Source organism: Calditrichota bacterium (genome assembly GCA_013152715.1).
In the GTDB taxonomy this organism is placed as follows: Bacteria; Zhuqueibacterota; Zhuqueibacteria; order Thermofontimicrobiales; family Thermofontimicrobiaceae; genus 4484-87.
On the sequence record JAADFU010000087.1, the window covers coordinates 4,516 to 21,446 of the forward strand.

The 16,931-nt window shown below is 42.8% G+C and carries 17 protein-coding genes; all 17 read right to left on the minus strand.

Features of this window, described 5'->3' with window-relative positions; all coding sequences use genetic code 11:
- On the minus strand, positions 1-711 hold a 711-nt coding region (locus GXO74_06490; GenBank protein NOZ61312.1), incomplete at its 3' end, for a hypothetical protein.
- 1 nt (position 712) lies between these two features.
- The gene (locus tag GXO74_06495; protein NOZ61313.1) at positions 713-1,891 is read right to left on the minus strand and encodes a glycosyltransferase family 4 protein; all 1,179 of its coding nucleotides are present in this window, start codon (positions 1,889-1,891) and stop codon (positions 713-715) included.
- An 8-nt stretch (positions 1,892-1,899) separates the two neighbouring features.
- The gene (locus GXO74_06500) at positions 1,900-3,222 is read right to left on the minus strand and encodes an O-antigen ligase family protein (protein NOZ61314.1); all 1,323 of its coding nucleotides are present in this window, start codon (positions 3,220-3,222) and stop codon (positions 1,900-1,902) included.
- The gene (locus GXO74_06505) at positions 3,200-4,384 is read right to left on the minus strand and encodes a glycosyltransferase family 4 protein (protein NOZ61315.1); all 1,185 of its coding nucleotides are present in this window, start codon (positions 4,382-4,384) and stop codon (positions 3,200-3,202) included. The genes GXO74_06500 and GXO74_06505 overlap by 23 nt, the downstream gene beginning before the upstream one ends.
- Positions 4,385-4,410: 26 nt before the next feature.
- Positions 4,411-5,871, minus strand: a complete 1,461-nt coding sequence (locus tag GXO74_06510; protein NOZ61316.1) for an oligosaccharide flippase family protein — start codon at positions 5,869-5,871, stop codon at positions 4,411-4,413.
- Between the two features lie 75 nt (positions 5,872-5,946).
- On the minus strand, positions 5,947-7,113 hold the full coding sequence (locus tag GXO74_06515; protein ID NOZ61317.1) for a GNAT family N-acetyltransferase: 1,167 nt from the start codon (positions 7,111-7,113) through the stop codon (positions 5,947-5,949).
- Between the two features lie 2 nt (positions 7,114-7,115).
- Positions 7,116-8,297: a glycosyltransferase family 4 protein gene (locus tag GXO74_06520; protein ID NOZ61318.1), complete on the minus strand. Its 1,182-nt coding sequence runs from the start codon at positions 8,295-8,297 to the stop codon at positions 7,116-7,118.
- Between the two features lie 143 nt (positions 8,298-8,440).
- Positions 8,441-9,529 (minus strand): GNAT family N-acetyltransferase, encoded by a 1,089-nt coding sequence (locus GXO74_06525; protein ID NOZ61319.1) that lies wholly within the window; start codon positions 9,527-9,529, stop codon positions 8,441-8,443.
- A 19-nt stretch (positions 9,530-9,548) separates the two neighbouring features.
- On the minus strand, positions 9,549-10,196 hold the full coding sequence (locus tag GXO74_06530; GenBank protein NOZ61320.1) for a hypothetical protein: 648 nt from the start codon (positions 10,194-10,196) through the stop codon (positions 9,549-9,551).
- A complete protein-coding gene (locus tag GXO74_06535; GenBank protein ID NOZ61321.1) occupies positions 10,159-10,491 on the minus strand; it encodes an amidohydrolase family protein in 333 nt (110 codons plus the stop codon). The genes GXO74_06530 and GXO74_06535 overlap by 38 nt, the downstream gene beginning before the upstream one ends.
- Positions 10,478-11,362, minus strand: a complete 885-nt coding sequence (locus GXO74_06540) for a hypothetical protein (protein NOZ61322.1) — start codon at positions 11,360-11,362, stop codon at positions 10,478-10,480. Before GXO74_06540 ends, GXO74_06535 begins: the two co-directional genes overlap by 14 nt.
- Positions 11,281-11,994: a class I SAM-dependent methyltransferase gene (locus tag GXO74_06545; GenBank protein NOZ61323.1), complete on the minus strand. Its 714-nt coding sequence runs from the start codon at positions 11,992-11,994 to the stop codon at positions 11,281-11,283. The genes GXO74_06540 and GXO74_06545 overlap by 82 nt, the downstream gene beginning before the upstream one ends.
- A 15-nt stretch (positions 11,995-12,009) precedes the next feature.
- Positions 12,010-13,599, minus strand: coding sequence for an amino acid adenylation domain-containing protein (locus GXO74_06550; protein NOZ61324.1), 1,590 nt, complete (start codon positions 13,597-13,599; stop codon positions 12,010-12,012).
- On the minus strand, positions 13,596-14,750 hold the full coding sequence (locus tag GXO74_06555) for an acyl-CoA/acyl-ACP dehydrogenase (GenBank protein NOZ61325.1): 1,155 nt from the start codon (positions 14,748-14,750) through the stop codon (positions 13,596-13,598). The genes GXO74_06550 and GXO74_06555 overlap by 4 nt, the downstream gene beginning before the upstream one ends.
- The gene (locus GXO74_06560; protein ID NOZ61326.1) at positions 14,740-15,012 is read right to left on the minus strand and encodes an acyl carrier protein; all 273 of its coding nucleotides are present in this window, start codon (positions 15,010-15,012) and stop codon (positions 14,740-14,742) included. The genes GXO74_06555 and GXO74_06560 overlap by 11 nt, the downstream gene beginning before the upstream one ends.
- Positions 15,013-15,231: 219 nt before the next feature.
- A complete protein-coding gene (locus GXO74_06565) occupies positions 15,232-15,708 on the minus strand; it encodes a hypothetical protein (GenBank protein ID NOZ61327.1) in 477 nt (158 codons plus the stop codon).
- 101 nt (positions 15,709-15,809) lie between these two features.
- Positions 15,810-16,913: a peptidoglycan bridge formation glycyltransferase FemA/FemB family protein gene (locus GXO74_06570; GenBank protein ID NOZ61328.1), complete on the minus strand. Its 1,104-nt coding sequence runs from the start codon at positions 16,911-16,913 to the stop codon at positions 15,810-15,812.
- Positions 16,914-16,931: the final 18 nt, after the last annotated feature.

The window sequence follows — 16,931 nt, forward strand, 5'->3', positions numbered from 1 at the left end:
AAAAAGATGAATCCAGCTTTTCAGAAAAAATCTTTTGTAATTTTCAAAGTTACGGTAACGGCTGCGGCCTCCCCAGACATTGTAAGTTTGCCACGTGGTGGTGCTCGCTAATACAAGCAATTTCGATTTTTTGCCGTAATTTTTCGGCGAAGTGGAGATGAGAATGGTCGCGTGATAAGGAGAAAAAGCTTTGTCTCGCGGCTGCAAAAGAATGCCGTAAAGCCCCGGTTCTATGTCGCGCGGAATGACAAATTGAAAAGACTCCCGCCATTTGGGACCTGCCTCCACAAAAAAACCGTCGGGCGCTTGCTGTGTTGTTGTCGGAAAAGTCCCTAAATTTTTAATGGCTTTTCGGAGTTTGCCATATCTCACCAACTCAGCAGAAAATTCTCCGGGCGAATGCACGTAAAAATGAACGATTTCACCAGGCTGATACCAGAGTTTGTCGCTATAGCCAATCAAATCATTTTCTAATAGACGGATGATTTCACTTGCTTCGGAAATGTCGATGACTTTTGGCACGAAGCCATCCCCGGAGAAGGAAATCTTCCCGGACGCCAGACTCGTCTCTATTTTCCAGTGTCCTTTTTTGTCTGTGCGCGTTTTTGCTACCACTTTTCCGCGTTCATTAAACAGCACCACATCGATATTTTCGCTTGGCATGCACAAACTGCTATTTCTGCATTGGCCTGTCAGTTTTCGCTTTTGCATTTTAGCCACCAGATATGATTTGATTTATTATTTTCCGATATTGTTCCCGCACTTTTTCCGGGTGAAAGATTTCAAACGCTCCTTCCCGTTGGAGGTTTCTGATTTGATTTCGAAGGTATTCATTTTCTTTGATTATTTTTGCCAGACCAGATTGAATCGATTGAATGTCAAAAGGATCGACAGCAACACCGACTCCTTCAAAAAGCCCATCGAATCCTGTGTTTTTGGCGTACAAAATCGGCGTTCCATTCAACAGCGATTCCGCGTACACCATGCCGAAACTTTCGCTTTTGCTGGGCAAAACAAATGCTTGCGCCTTTCGGTAATAAGAGTCGATCAGTTTGTTGTCAACTTTGCCAAGAAATTCGACCTGTCCAGGCAGTTCAAATGTTTGTACCCACTGTTTCACTTTTTTCAAATATGGTCCATCGCCAATTATTTTCAATTTGAAAGATTTGTCCGCAATGTTTTTTAATGCCTGCAACAAATTTTTCAATTTTTTCCGCCGGACAGATTCTTTTGTCATACGCACAATGGTCAACAGCGATCCTTGCTCAAAATCTGTTTCCGGGGGATGGATTTCTTTATCTACAATATTGGGCAAAAAGACAAGTTTGTTTTTAATGTGATTCTCAAAAAAGTCCTCATCCCAATACTTTCGAAAAGCTTTTATCACGTAAGGTACTAGATAAATAATTGCAGAGCTGTATTCTACGATTTCTCGATACATTGGGCGATAAAACTTTTTGTGTTTCAGCACTCCGAAATCGGTCTGGCGAATAGTGAGGATCAGGGGAATGTTGCGTTTTTTTGCAATTTCGTAGCCGATAACGCCCTCAAATGTCAATTTGTGTGCATGAATCACTTCAATAGGAAGCGCTGCAATATTCAATTCGTTTTTTGCTTTTTGAATCAGTTTGTGCGCGCATTTGAGATGATAGTGCAGCAAAATGCCAAACGGCAAGCCGAAAGAGTTGACTTCGAGCGTATTCGGCTCCTTTTTGCGAATTCCCCGCTCGCGAAATGTCGGTACTCTCAACAAGCTCACGACGTATGGCGTTGAAAAATATTCACTCTGCGCAATGAGATTCCTCACAGCGCTGGTAACTTCCTCTTTTTTTCTGCGCCGCAGCTCGTAAGTGAGGTGCAATACAACAGGTTTTTTGTCATTTTCTGACATATTCTTCTTTAAATTTTAGCTTGTTGTGATACCGCAGAACTGTTGGCTTCCTGTTTCAGCAATTCCGCGTACAGGGCGAAATAGGCAAAAATCAACAGCACTCCGGAAGGGTGTTTGACGCTGAAAAATGTTGTCTCCTGCAAATTTATGATCAGCCCGGCCACGAAAAGCCATCTCCAGAAGTGGCTGCGGTTAAGAAGCGTAATATTTTTGAAATAAAAAACAATGACCAGAAAAAACAGCAAAATACCGATGGCGCCCAATTCATTGAACATGTCCAAAAAACCGTTGTGCGCCTGATTGGGCAGCCAGATATATTTTTGGTAAAGGTAAAAAAGGTTGGGATTACTAATTCCCCAGAAACTCTTGAAGCCGCAGCCAATGAAAAAATGGGATTGTGCCTCTCGGTAAATGTCCTTCCATAAATCTGTTCGGCCCGTAAAGGTGGCATCCTTCCCCACAGTTTGGGGCAACGCAGCCACAATTTCCGGTGCCGCGACATAGGTCGTCCCCAGCACAATAATCGCAGACGCGATCAATAAAATTGAATAAGTATTTTTCACACCGAGGCGGTAAAAGAGCGCTTTTTCAAAACTGAACAAAATTGCCAGCGAAACAATCATTAGCAGCACCATGATCGAAGTCATGCTCATGGAACCGATTAGCAAGACAATGCTGATGATGAGCATGAAAAAGGAAAAACTTTTCGATAAAAACGATCCTCGTTTCATCATATTGAACCAGAAAATTATGGCAATCGATGCATTTTGACCGAGCAAATTTTTCGATAACGCCAGACCGCGCCAGGTTCCGGCAGAGGGATCGATTGCGCCGGGAACTGTGAAAACCGACACAAAAGAAATCAATAAAAATGCTGAAAGAATTATTTTGAAATAAATCAACAGCTTTTCCACTGTCCCGTTGTACAAAAATACAGCAAGAAAAATCAGCCCCATGGTGTAGAATTGAAACAATCGCTTGAAAGCAATGAAGCTGTAGTCCGACCAAAAAATACTCAATGTACACCAGATGAGAAAAAGTGTGAGAAAAATCTCGCGTTGAATGAACAGCACAATGCCTTCTTTTTTCGGAAGCAGAGAAATGAAGGCAGTGAAAAACAGCAACGTGTAAACGATCTGATTGACGATGTTGGTTGTTCCGATACTGGCGACATCGTACACGCGCTGCTGGAACGGCATTTGCGTGTTGAAAAATGTGAAAAACATGAATACCGCAAAGGAGAAGTTCGCCAGAAAACGAAAAAAAGGCGGTGCTTCCGGCGTGATCAATTCAGTCTTTTCAACAAGTTTATTTTGAGTTTCCGGTCTCATTGTAATTTATCACAGTTAAATAAAATTCTTTCGTCTTTTGCGCGATGCTGTCCCAGTTGTATTTTGTCTGACTCAATTCCCGGCAGAAATTTCCCATCTTTTTTAGTTTACCCTGATCGGAAAAAGCGCGGATCACCTCAGTCGCGAAACTCTCTGCCGTATTTTTTTCAGAAATAAATCCACAGGCGCCGTTTTCAGCAACCTCGCGGAAATCGCCGACGTCCGTGGCAATGATTGGCCTGCCAAAGGCAAAAGCCGTGTGCACCACACCGCTGTGGTAAATGTGACGATAGGGGAGAGCGACAATATCCGCTGCCATGAAATAACCTGCTACGTCCGGAGCGGGAATGTATTCCATCGCCGGAAGAATTTTACTCCCGACGTTCATGCGATCAATTTTGTCTTGATAATATTTTTTCAATTCACTTGACTCCACACCACCAGCGATGATCAGTTTCAAATCCGGCATCTCGTCTTTGGCCAGATCGAAAGCGTCCAGCAACAGATCCAATCCTTTGTACGGCTTAATGTAGCCGAAAAATAATAACACCTGGTCTTTTTTTTGCAAACCCAATTTTTTTCTCGCCGCTACTTGGCTGATGGAATTGTATTGTCCGAATTGCTCGTAACTGCCGTGAGGAATTACAACGATGCGTTGTGGGGAGATATGCAACTGCTTGAAAATTTTATTTTTAATAAAGTCGCTGTGCGCAATGATGCCCGACGCTGAATGGAAAAGCGTTCTTTGATAATAGAAATTGCTCCAATGATATTCGTGCGGCAGCACATTGTGCGCCGTCAAGATGACCTTTTTCCCGAGAGCGCGAAGCAGCAGGAAAAACAGCAGTTCGCTCTTGCGCCGAAAAAACTGATAATGAATAACATCAATTTTTTCGTCATTGACATATTTGAAAATGTTCGCTAAATATTTCAAGTACTGTGTTACTTTTCTGATCCGTTTGACTTTTGGGTCTTTCGAAGGCGACCATTTCAAAACCGGAAAATCGCGTGCGGCATAAATAGGCCTGTTTTCCGGCACAACCAGTCGCACATCGACGCCTGCCGCGTGCAAGCCGGCGCTCAAAAGTTCCGCATATTCGCTGCCGACAAGTCCGTCGAGCATGAGTATTTTTAAATCCCTCGTGCGAGACATTATTTTCATTTTCTCCAATAAAATTTTTAAATCAGTTAAATTCTTGCATTGCCTGGCAAAAAGCTCTTGGCAAATTCTTTGAATATTCTGAGAAAATCTCTGAACTGAGGAATAATCAAATAACAAATGGCAAAGTACGCGATCAGAGCAATGATTCTTATCCCAATAAAACTATTCTGCAATAGCACAAACAGTCCGCTCAAAACCAACGCCAGCAGAAAAGGTGCCACGAATTTTAACACATAAGGTTTCACATTCACACGAAAGGCAAAATAATAGTGAATCGTCAACGAAACCAGACTCATGAAAATGACTGAATAGACGGCGCCCATAAAATCGAATTTGGGAATGGCCACGAAACTGAAGCCCAGACCTACGACGCTGGAAACTGAATTCGCTTTAACCGGTATCGAGGGATGACCGGCGGCAACAAGAGAATGACCCACAATACTTGTCATCGCGCGAATGTAGAAAGGAATTAGCATCATGGCAAACGCTAAAGCCGAGGCCTGATATTTCGGAGAAAAAACAAGGGTAATGACTTCGTTCCTGAATAAGAATCCGGCAAAAATCAAAGCGCTCAGCGCTGTGGAGAAGAGAATCAAATATTGGTTCATCAATTTTTCCGCTTCTTCGTTCTCGCCGCGCGAGAAGAGATTGGAAATGTTCGGGAAAAAGACGACGATGAACGAGTTGAAAATTCTTTTGAAAGCGGTGGGGAATTTTCCGGCGACATCGTAATAAGCGATGCTGACCGGTGTCAGAAATGCGCCGATGAGCATGACGTTGGCGCGCTCCACCACGAAGTTACAAATATTGTTCAAATACAGCGGGAAACTGAAGCTGATGATTTTCCGATAATAGTTCCAATCCGGAAATTTGAAACTGATCATTTTCAGCGGAACCGACAGAATTTGCAGCAGCATCGTGGAACCGATAATGAACATCTCCAGATAGATCAAATTGGGCAAATTTAATTTGTGCAGCAAATACGCCGCGCCGATGCTGCCAAATCTGATGGAAGAAGATGCTATCTGCACTTGGGCGTACCTGCGGAATAAATTGAGCCCTTGTAGCAAATTAAAAAATAAATCGCGGAAACTGCCTAAAATGAAAATAATAGGAACGAACTGAATGAATTCGTCGACATTTACCTTGAAAAGATGAGAGATGAAACTGCGAAAAAAGAAAAACAGAATTGCGACAACCAGCAAAATGATGATGCGCGTGGTCAACACGGGCAACACCACAAAATCGCGTTCTGATTTTTTCTCGCTGGCGACGTATTTGACCAGCGTCAGATTCAATCCCAATCCGGTCAGCACGTTGGTGATATTGGCAATGGCAATAATCAGCACATAGATTCCAAAATCCGATTTTGGCAAAAATCGCGTTAGCAGCATGATGGTGAGAAAATAGAGCACCATCTGCGAAGTCGTACCGATGGACGCGGCGGCTGATCCTTTGAAAATATTTAGTCTGAAGCGATTGTTCAAAAATTTTTCCTCTAAGTTTGTTCGTCAGATGTAGTCCGCCTTGGAGGTGGACTACATCTTTTCACTTGTCGAAACCTAATCTTTTTTTTGTACTAATTTTTTTCTCCACAGACGCTTAATCTTTTGATCCAGCGCCATCTTTTCCAACAAGAGTTTTAGTTGCTGGGAAGAATTGTCCGTGGAATTTTTCAAAAGCTGTAATTTAAACCCGCTAAAATTCGGCGCGAACAGGGAAATACTCGTTTCCGTGATTTTTTCATCGCCTAATTTTCGTTTGTACTGGGCATCGCCGAAACCGAAGTCCAGCGTCTTGCAGTCTGGCATTTCGCAAAAGCGGCGGATCATTTCCATCATCACATAAAATCCGGCGTGATAATATGCCAGTTCAGGACGATAACCGGTATTCACGGACAAACACGAACCGCGATAAATGATCCAATTCCAGAAAGCTGCCGGCTTGTTTTCCAGATACAAAACCGCCATCTGCAAATTTTTGCGTTCCGCCCAGTGCGCCCATTTGATTCCCGTTTCTTCATCGTTCATAAATCCGGCGCCCAAGCGGCGATGATAAGTGAGTTGCGCCACCGATTCGATGTCATCCATCGCCGCTTTTACTTCGGATTTTTGGGAATAAACGCGGAAATCGATTTTATCGCCAAACTCGCGCACGAGCCTGTTTCTGTACTGCCGCACAGTTCCTTTGGTGTTTTTTGATAGTTTTTGATAAAATTCGTCGTAGGAATCAGGAATTTGCGCATACCAGTGCGGATTTTTGTACGGCGTCCAATCGCGGCGCCAGATAGGGGAGAAGCGCTGTACGGCGTGAAAAAAGCGGCTTTCGCGATTCAAATGATCAAAAGCGATTTGATCGAACATTTTGTCTTTCATGCCCCGATTCAGTGCGCGGAGCATTGTTTCAATGATTTCGTCTGAAAGATTTCCGAAATAGCCGCGATAGGCCACAGCGAGCGTTGGCACCTGATGGGAAAATATTTTTTTGTAGCCAAAACGGTAACTGATTTTCTTATTTCGAATTGTCCCGACGAGCAGTGCCTCAATTACATCATTTTTATAAATTGCCACCATATAGGGCGAGATGAAATCTTTTTCCACGGATGCGCACAACTGATAATATTGAAAATCATGATAGGGATGAATCTGATTTTTTTTCCAGAAAGATTCAATGTCATCCAATTTTTGCAAATCAGTGAAAATTTTATAGCGGATATTAGTTTGCGCCATGATTATTTTTTCTCCGTGAGCTGGGAATAAATTTTTACTAATTTTTTTTGTTCCGTTGTCCAATTCATTCTCTGGAACAGGGCGGAAATGTTTTTCGCCAGTGAAAGCCGAAGCGGATAATCTTCGTACAATTTCTTGATGCACGCCGCCAATTCGTCAACGTCTTCCGGCTCAAAAAACAGAACCCTGGAATCATCGAAATAAAGCGAATCGCCGCTGGTGCGCGAGCAGATGGTGGGCAAACCCACTGCTGCAAAATCGAACATTTTTGTGCTGATGGCTTCACCGATGAAAACGCCGTCGCGTTTGGGCACCAGACCGCAGTCCATTTCTTGCAATATATCCGCGATTTCATCGATGCGGACTTCTTTTTGCAGATAGACGTTTTTTTCTAATTGCAAATGTCTGATCATCTGTTGCAAATTCTCTTCCTCGTCGCCGGTGCCGTAAAGATGCAATTCCACCGGCACATCGGCTCCGTCAATAAGTTTTTTTACGGCGCGAATTGCCAGATCCACGCCGTGGATGTGGCTGAAAGTGCCAGGATAAATTAATTTAAACGGACGTGGCATTTTTTTAATGACAACTCTTTTGCTGTTGAAATATTTAGGATCAGTCAAATTCAAAATTGTCGTCACTTTACCGCGCGGAGCAGAGCGATTTTCTACAATTTTTTTCAGAAAGGGCGTCGCCACAATGACATGGTCGGTGAAACGGATCATTAATCTTTCCAGAAATTTCAACACTCCAATAATCACGCCAAAGTCCCGAACAGCGTATTTTCGCTGAAAAAATTCCGGCATGATTTCGTGCATGTCCAGAACGATTTTCGCGCCGAATATTTTCGCTCCCAGTGCGCTGAAGACGAGAATGTCCGGCACATTGTGAGCGTGAATCACCGAAAAGTGTTCCTGCCGGTGCAGATGAAGAATTTTCACCAGGGCTAAAATCGTGAACAGAAAATAGGTCTTCAAATAACCGAGTTTGCTCTCCCGCTGCCGGCGAATTTTCAGCCGGTGAACGTTCACGCCGTTCACTGTTTCCGTCTGCGGCTGTTCCGGGTATTGCAGACAAACGGCATCAACCTGATAGCCGGCAGCGTGCAGCGCTTCTGCTTCGCGACGCACGCGAACGTCGTGCGGATATTTTCCAATGAAGACCATGCAAGTTTTTTGTTTTTTCATTTTTTCAGTAAGCTATTTTTGAATAAATATCTGTAATTTTTCCCAAAATATTGGCCGGCAAATGCCGAAAAATGCGTTTGAAAGTCTATTTCACCAATTCCGCTTCCGGCAGTTTCTTTTTTTTTGGCGCTGGAATATTGATTTCAAGCCGAGTGGTGATAAAAGAAATTTCCGTACAATTGAAATAACGGAGTCGGTAGTCGTCTCCCAATCGCGCGAACTAAATTGTACATGGTAGAACTTTCCCGCGTTTCGGCTTCCGGCTTGCCCGACAATGAAAAATAATAAGTAGGCAAATCCCTGATTTCTGTGCCCCAGTGATTTTTGTAATTCATCAATCCCTCGTTGAAAACAGAAGTTCTGCCAAAATCGAAAATGCGGCAATTGTGTTCCCTGGCGAAAAGGATTGCCTGCCAGTACAAAAATTGACTCAAATAGAGATCGCGGTACATTTGCTCGTACGCAATTATTTCCGCGTTCACACGGTCTTTGTATTTGAAAAATAAGATACCCCCTAAAACGCGGTTTTCCAATTCAACCAAAATGAGATACAAATTCCCGTTCGCTGCAAATTTGTCCCACAAGTTGAACAGAAATTTCAATGGAAGCGGCGGCAGTCCCAGTCGTTTTTTTGTTTTCAAATAAATGTGGTAAAATTCTTCCACATCTGATTTGTCGCTCGCAATTCTGGCAGCGAGTCCTTTTTCGCCTGCCTGACGAATCCGTTTCCTCACATTTCGCTTGTTGAAACTCAATTTTAATTCATCGGGACTCTTGTCCAAAAAAAGATAATGTTGCTTAAAACTGTCATCAATAGCGGCGGGAATCTCGATTTTGTTTAAAATTGCCCCTGTTTCCAGGGAGCGGATTTGAATGTTTTCCATTCTCTGTGTCTCGGCAAGTTTGATCGCCTGTGCTAAGAGCAATTCGGCTTCTTTCGCGTCAGAAATTAGTGGGTCACAGATGGTCGCAAAAGGAACGCTGATGAGTCGATTTCCCAGCAGCCAACTTTTCACTGTGAAAATCGACAATCCGGCGACGATTTTATCATTTTTCTTCAGCGCAAAAAGGTGACCTTCGACGTGAGGAAAACTTTTTTCCACGCAATCTTTCCACGCGCTCGAGTGGGTTATCCAACCGAAAGCATGCTCTTTAACAAAATCATCCCAGAGTTGAAAATCTTTTTCACCTATTATTTCAATCGAATATTTTTCCGAATCGGAATCGCCCATTTGAGTTTGTCCATTAAAGTTAATTTCCTATTTTTTTTGACCAGCGGAAAAAGAGCAAACGATAGACCTTTACTTGAAAAAGTTCCTCGTAACCCGCAGTGCGATGCATCCACAGCGCCGGCAGATTGTCCTTGCGATAGGTGCCGTAAACGCGTCGATAGCCGTAATTTTTTAGTTGCGAAAATGAAAAATTCAGCAATGCATTGACCAATCCGCCGCCGCGCGATTGGTCTGTGATGTACATGTCAAACATGTAGGCATCATTGTTTTCAATTTGAAATCCGAACCAAGGGAAATGTTCGTGTTTGATTTGTCGGTTCCCTTTTTTCGGTATCAAATACCAGACATCGGCGATGATTTGCGAGCCGTTCACCGCCGCAAAACAACTGTAACCTTTGGCGAAATATTGCTTCGCTTTCAGTTTCCTGATTTTGCAAGAGAATTGAAAATTGTTATTTTCCCGGTCAGAATTTGGTAAATCTGCCAGTTTGAAATCATGGTTTAATATATTGTTACTGAAAGAATTAACATTGTTTAAATTTTTGGCGCAAACGACTATTTCGGAACACCAGAAAAGAGACTCCCTGACACTTTTGCACAAAGATGAAAAATCTCCGGACTTGATATTTTCAAGCAACTGGCAAATCTTGATCCGTAAATCTGACATCGTCTTCTCCCCGCAGCGCGTATCTTTTGGGATTTTGATGGGCGATTTGAATGAAACTTTTTTCCGGACTTAAGGCCGATTTTTCAATACATTGCAAAAACATTGCCACCGCTTTCCACTGTTCATGATACAACGCGTCTGATCCGAAAATGATGCGTTCCAGTCCGAAATTGGCGATGGCTGCGGAGATAATTTCCGTCTCCAGCCCTGAGAGATCGATCATCAAGTTATCGAATCGACGGAGCAAGATTTTCAATTTCGGGAAAACGTCATTTTTTACTTCAGTAACACTCAAATCGTACGCTGCCGCATGAGCGATGATCACTGTGGGTAGATCGTGTCAGGTTCCAGTTTATCTTTGCCAGGTTTTCAATCCTTGCCAGCGAGTCTAGTCCTTTTTCTTTCAAAATCAGATTCCCGCCGCCGTGAACCATAAGCGGTAGCCGAAGCTGATTGCAGCCGTCCAAAATTGCTTCCAGCCGCGCGATACCAGCCGGAGAGCGCAAATCTATCCCGCTCACATTGGGATGACTTTTGACAATTTGAATGTGGTAATTTTGCACAAGTTTTTTCAAATAGGAAGTAATTTCTTCGTTCGCCATATCGTTGGGGACGTTTCCGCCGAAAATGAAATTTGTTTCATTTCCAAAAAATCTTTTCATCAAATCCATTTGCCGCTGCAAATCGTTTTTTGTCGCAGCGACTGGCAGCAGCGCCAGGTTTTCCACGCCGCTTAGTTTGGAAAATGTCCGAAAAACGCCGCTCCCGGTACATTGGTATTGCTTTTCCAAAGGCAGACGAAAGAAATCACTGCGCAGATTTTTCATGGAACGCAATGCCTGAGCAAAATGATTTTCCCGATCAATTTCACGAATCTTCGGAGGCGAAAATGATTTGCCAGACCGGCAAAAAATAGTGCTATTCCCCGGCTGATGCTGATATTTCAAATCGCCGAAAAAAAACTCAAACGGATGAGTGTGAAAATCATAAAATTGATAATCCTGCTTCAACTCTCTGACCATTGTCAGATATTTTTTTATCGTCTCTTTGTCCGGCATGGTTTTTTCAACTTTTTCGGATGTACTCAATTCGGCAGTGCTGTATTGCGCCAAAAGCTGACTTTTCTGTCTGTCGCTGTGAAAAAATGGTGATAGTGAACAAGCCATTCACTTTTTTCAAACAAAGATTCGTGCACAGCGTTGTAATAAATCAGTCGAATTTGTCGGGGATGAGATTTGAGAGAATTTTTAATGGAAAGCAGAACGTCAGACATGGTCTTTTCGCCGAAAGGATTGAACATGAAGAAATAAGTCCCCTCAGAATAATCCATGACTGAAGCATCGCCACATACGATTTCGATGGGGCACTTTTTCCCTCTGGATCTTTCAGCATTGCTGCGCGCTACTTCGCACAAGTCGGGTCGGATTTCAATGCCAATTACTTTTTTAAACGGTAATTGCGCCATGAGGCACAAAATGCGTCCTTTGCCGGAACCGATGTCCACAAAAACGTCATCGGAAGAAACTTCTTTTCTGATCAAACGCGCGATTTTGCGCAAATACCAATAATCGGGGCTTTCGTAATCGCCAATGTCGCGATTTCGTGAGACCGCTTTTCCGTCGGTTTTTTCGCGGCTGCCTTTGTGAGCGAATTGGCGCAGATTCAAATCCGGATCGACGCTCTGAATGTTGAGGGCTCGCTCATTGATTTTTGTCCAGATGGCACGGAGGTAATCGGAAAGCGTTTTTGTTAGCTTGGATTCAAAAAAGTATCTCTTTAAAGAATTCAATTGCCCCATTTTTGTCTCTCTTTTCTAAAGCGATTCGTTCAAAAGATTTTGCACTGCGATGCGATCGATTTTTCCGCGATTGTTGCGGGGGATTGCAGTCACAAACAGAACTTTTTTGGGCATCATGTAAAGCGGTAATTTTTCCTGTAAAAATTCAACGATTTCTTCGCCGCTGAGTTCGTTCTTCTTTGCAATCAAGGCGCCTAATTCATTTACTCCCAGTCCGGGCACCTCAGTGAGCGCCGCGGCAGCGTCTTTCGCAGATGGGTGTCCCAAAATGGCGTTCTCGATTTCTCCCAGATCAATGCGGTAGCCCATGTATTTAACTTGCAAATCTTTCCTACCAATAAGTACAATCATTCCGTCTGCGGTGCGGTAACCGAAATCGCCGCTGCGAAAAATTACATCGTTCGGCAACTTCGTTTTGGGGTTTTGCACAAAGGAATTTGTCGTGGCTTCCGCATCCCGCCAGTAGCCGCAAGCCACGCCAGCGCCGCGAATGCAAATTTCACCGATTTCGCTGGTATTTGACTCCTGATTTGCCTCATTCAAAATGATTATTTCAGTGTTTGAACAGGCTTTCCCGATGGGCAATGGCTCGCGCGAATCGGGAATTTTTTCAATTGGATGAAAGCAGGAAACGCCCGTCGCCTCTGTGGGCCCGTAAACGTTGAAAAAACGTTTTTCCGGAAATGCGTTCATCCATTGGACGAGAAATTTTGGCGCCAGCGCCTCGCCGCCGAAAAGCACCTGTCGCAGCGATTTCATTGTGCCAGATTTCAGTACGCCGGATTGAGCCATGTACATGAGCAGGGAGGAGATGCCTTTCCAGAGCGTGACTTTCTCTTTTTCAATCAATTCCACAAGTTTCCCGGGAAAAAGCCGCTGATTGCGGTCGGAAATAATCAGCGTGGCGCCGAGCCGCAGCGTGACAAAAATATCGAAAGTGGACATGTCAAAATGAAAAGGCGCTGTGTTGAGAATAATTTCTTCGCTGCTCAACTGAAACGCGTCCACTGCCCAGTTGACGTAGTCGATGATGTTGCGGTGGGAAATCATGACTCCCTTCGGCGTGCCGGTGGAGCCGGAAGTGTAAACGATACTCGCCAGATCAGCGTCGATGTTCTGGCTTGCCGGCTTGTTCCCCGGCGATAAATTTAACGGAGTAAATTCTTGTTTCTCCCTGTCAAAATCGCGAATTTTTAACTCTTTAATAAATTCAAAAGTCCAGATTTTTCGTGCTGTCGGAAGTTGAGAAAAAAATGATTTGTGCTCCTGGATTGGCTGACTTTCGCACAACACTAATTTCGGATCACAATTTTCAATTACGTCAATGGCGCGCTGACACAAATTATCCGGATCGATCATGACGAAAGCGGCGTCACTTTTGAGCGTTGCCAACATGCCGCTGACTCCTTCGATGGAGTGGTTGCCGACGATGGCGATTCTGTCGCCGCGACGAACGCCTGCCCGCAAAAATGCCGCCGCCAGATTATCGGTGATTTTATCCAACTGGCGGTAATTTATTTGAAAATTTTGTTTTTTCAAAGCAGTTTTTTCAGGGAAGCGTTCAGCAGACATTTTCAGATCATGCTGTAACAAAAAACGGTTCATTTAATTTTTAGTCCGGATAATTGAGCAATAATATTTTCATGGATTTCCGAAGTCCCGGAGATGATGGACGCGGCAAAACTGTCGCGCACATCCTGTTCAATTTCGCTCTCTTTCATGTAACCAAAGGCGCCGTGAACCTGCAGGGCATCAACGGCGGCTTGTTTTAATGTTTCGCTGATGAAAAGTTTGGCGATTGTCGTTTCCAGCGCAGCCCGTTTGCCATTGCTTTTCAGCCAGCCGGCTTTGTACAGCATCAGGCGGCCCAATTCCACGTTCATCTTCATTTGCACGATTTTTTGTGAGACCGATTGATAATTTGAAATGGCTTTCCCGAACTGCTGTCGCGTGTTGGCATATTCAATGGTTTTCTCCAGCAATCTTTCCAGGGTTCCCAGGTGACTGGCAGACATGAGCAATCGTTCCCATTCCATGATTTCATTGAAAATAAACATGCCCTGTCCTCTTTTGCCAACAATGTTCGTTTCCGGAACCGGGCAATTTGCAAAAATAACTTCGCTGTTGAGCAAAGTGCGCAATCCCATTTTTTCCATATTTTTTCCGGCGGAAAATCCCGGGAAATTCTGTTCCACAATCAGCCAGCTAAAATTGGCAAATGCAAGCGTATTGTCATCAGTTTTCGCCATCACAAAAACAACATCGGCAATGGGGCCGTTGGTGATGTACATTTTTGTGCCATTGAGGAGAAAATGATCGCCTTTTTTTTGGGCGCTGGTTTTCATGGCAGCTACGTCCGAGCCCGCGTCGCTCTCAGTGATTGCCTGCGCCGCGATTTTTTTTCCGTGAACGATATCAGGAAGAAATTTACGCTTCGTTTTTTCATCGGCAAAATGCAAAAGCTGCAAACCGCTGCACACCTGTGTAATCATTGATTTCACCAGCCCGCTGTCGCGACTGCCGTAACTGAGCGCTTCGAATGCCAACAGGGAAGTGAGCGCGTCAGCGCCGGACCCGCCATCGGCTTCGGGGAAGCCCAGTCCGATAATGCCGTAATCCGCGCATTTTTTCCACAGCGAAAGGGAAAACACCCCAGTCTGTTCTCGCTGGGAAAAATTGTCATCCAATTCGTTGCGCGCAAATTTTGTGATTTGTTCCTTGAGCAATTTTTGCTGCTCGGAAAGCTCAAAATTCATCCAGTACCTCAGTTGTGCTCATCACTTTTTCCACTAACTGACTGATTTTTTCAATGGTTTGAAAATTTTCCGGCATCAAATATTCACCGCTGATGCGGATGGAAAATTTTTCTTCTAAAAAAGAAAGTAATTTCATAATTCCCAGAGAATCAACGATCCCGGTTTCAATGAGTTCAATGTTCGCATTTAATAAAATGTTATCGCTGCCGTTCAGTAAATCGGTTTGAATAAAATGACTGATTTCCGCCCGCACTTTCATCATCCACACTCCTTATTCATTCACTTTATTGTTGGTAGTCAATTTCAATTAAGAATATCTTTTTGCAGCTTTAGTAAGTTCTCGTTCCCAGCGCCCGATTTTTTAGACACTATTTTGCAAAAGTGATTCACCAACTTCGATTTTCAACCGCTTCCTTATTTTTTTTCAAAATGATCATTTTTTAAAATTTTTTAAGTTTCAAAAATTTTATTCGGTATAAATTTATTCCTCAACCTTTTCCAACCACTCCTCTCTCCAGAAAAAGAAACAAGAGCGGTCACAAGGGCCAAACGCTTTGGTACCATTACAAATTGCTCCTTCGAGCAATACTATGCCATTGCTTTTTTTCATTAAGTAATCACGCTCATCCATGAATTTTTCTACACGCTTAAATACTCGTTGGGTTGTTCCGCAGTAATCCCACATGCCGTCCATAAAAACACATCCTTTGAGTTGGTTTTTTTGGTCCAAAGTTATTCTGATTTCTTCTTCTGCCAGAACTTTAACTAAATCGCCCTGTTGTAATTTCTTACTTGGACTGTGCTTTTGAATGGGGACCAACTCTTCTTTTTTTTTGACATTAACTAATTTTTTTAGCGTAACTATTACGTAATTCCTTCCACCGTCGTCGAATACTTCTATTAACTTGTTTTCGTCTTTGAAGAAGTATTTCTTTTCTTGATATTGGGTTCGCTGCATTATCTAAATAGCATAACTGGCAATAGCTTTGTGATTGTTTTGTTGCGAAAATATTTTTGTTTAATGTATCCATAAATAAAGTTTCCCTGTTAATGTTTTTACTATTGCAGTTGACAGCTAGTTATTTTTTTGCTGAGCCATGAATTAGAATTAATTATAGGCAATATATTTTTATATGCCCATTTTATAATAGGATTATATATGTAAACACGAGCTTCGGGAAGGAAAACCAATTCTCCGCCAAACGCCAATTTAAAAAACGTTGATGTTTTTCTGAAGTGGTCAGCAACATTTCCTGATTCTTTAAGTACTTGTTTAGCTTCTGAATCAACACCCAAAAAATTAACGTAACTATAACCATGATTTTTAGCCCATTTTATTGTTTCCCAAAAGAGAAAGTCATTTGGTCTAAGTTTTCCATATTTCCCTGACCAACCAAACTTCCAAAGAAATAGAGAGTCTCTAAAAGGTATCGCCAAAATACCTGAAATTTCCTCCCCACACAATTCTACCATAAATAATTTTAAGAGACCTCTTGGATATAAAAGTTCCCACATTTTAGTTAAAGATTCTTTCTTTGCCGGATGTGGCGAAACGCCTTGTCTTTTGCAAGTTTCTAACATAAACTCGAAAAAAAGGCTCAATTCATTTTTGTTACCTTCCTTCATTGTTAATCCCGAACGCAATCCTCTTCGGATATTTTGTCTCTTCTGTCTTTTTAAAGATTTTTCGAGTACATCCAGATTTTTTCTAACATCCAAAATAACAGTTGCATTAATCAAATCAATTAAACAATTGGGCAAAAATCCCAATTTAAAGAGCACCGATGATAAATCTGCACTATTGTCCGGAGGTTGTATGATAAGCATCCTTATCCGATTCTCTTTTGTGATTTCTTGCAATCTTTCTATTACTAATTTCTTTAACTGAGCGTCATTTGATTTAACAACCGGCCCTTTGCTAATATAGCCGATATTTCCAAAAGGGAATTTGCACCTTTTCAAAATTTGAAAACCAGCTATAATTTGTTTGTTCTTCAAAAAAATGACCCTAATGGGATGCCAGCCTTCTACTAATTTTATTCGTGCCCAGAGACTGGTCTGTTCATAGTGACCATTGCGAGTATTTTGTAGAAAATCATCCCAATTTGGATCCTCTAATGAAGTAGATAGACGGGATTGTATGAGAGCCTCATTTTCTCCCATCGTTATTTCCTATAGTAA

Bases quoted from the DNA above. Each gene is read 5' to 3' on its own strand.
- GXO74_06495 (NOZ61313.1), bottom strand. From the start codon at position 1,891: ATGTCAGAAAATGACAAAAAACCTGTTGTATTGCACCTCACTTACGAG.
- GXO74_06500 (NOZ61314.1), bottom strand. From the start codon at position 3,222: ATGAGACCGGAAACTCAAAATAAACTTGTTGAAAAGACTGAATTGATC.
- GXO74_06505 (NOZ61315.1), bottom strand. From the start codon at position 4,384: ATGAAAATAATGTCTCGCACGAGGGATTTAAAAATACTCATGCTCGAC.
- GXO74_06515 (NOZ61317.1), bottom strand. From the start codon at position 7,113: ATGGCGCAAACTAATATCCGCTATAAAATTTTCACTGATTTGCAAAAA.
- GXO74_06520 (NOZ61318.1), bottom strand. From the start codon at position 8,297: ATGAAAAAACAAAAAACTTGCATGGTCTTCATTGGAAAATATCCGCAC.
- GXO74_06525 (NOZ61319.1), bottom strand. From the start codon at position 9,529: ATGGGCGATTCCGATTCGGAAAAATATTCGATTGAAATAATAGGTGAA.
- GXO74_06530 (NOZ61320.1), bottom strand. From the start codon at position 10,196: ATGTCAGATTTACGGATCAAGATTTGCCAGTTGCTTGAAAATATCAAG.
- GXO74_06540 (NOZ61322.1), bottom strand. From the start codon at position 11,362: ATGGCTTGTTCACTATCACCATTTTTTCACAGCGACAGACAGAAAAGT.
- GXO74_06545 (NOZ61323.1), bottom strand. From the start codon at position 11,994: ATGGGGCAATTGAATTCTTTAAAGAGATACTTTTTTGAATCCAAGCTA.
- GXO74_06550 (NOZ61324.1), bottom strand. From the start codon at position 13,599: ATGAACCGTTTTTTGTTACAGCATGATCTGAAAATGTCTGCTGAACGC.
- GXO74_06555 (NOZ61325.1), bottom strand. From the start codon at position 14,750: ATGAATTTTGAGCTTTCCGAGCAGCAAAAATTGCTCAAGGAACAAATC.
- GXO74_06560 (NOZ61326.1), bottom strand. From the start codon at position 15,012: ATGATGAAAGTGCGGGCGGAAATCAGTCATTTTATTCAAACCGATTTA.
- GXO74_06565 (NOZ61327.1), bottom strand. From the start codon at position 15,708: ATGCAGCGAACCCAATATCAAGAAAAGAAATACTTCTTCAAAGACGAA.
- GXO74_06570 (NOZ61328.1), bottom strand. From the start codon at position 16,913: ATGGGAGAAAATGAGGCTCTCATACAATCCCGTCTATCTACTTCATTA.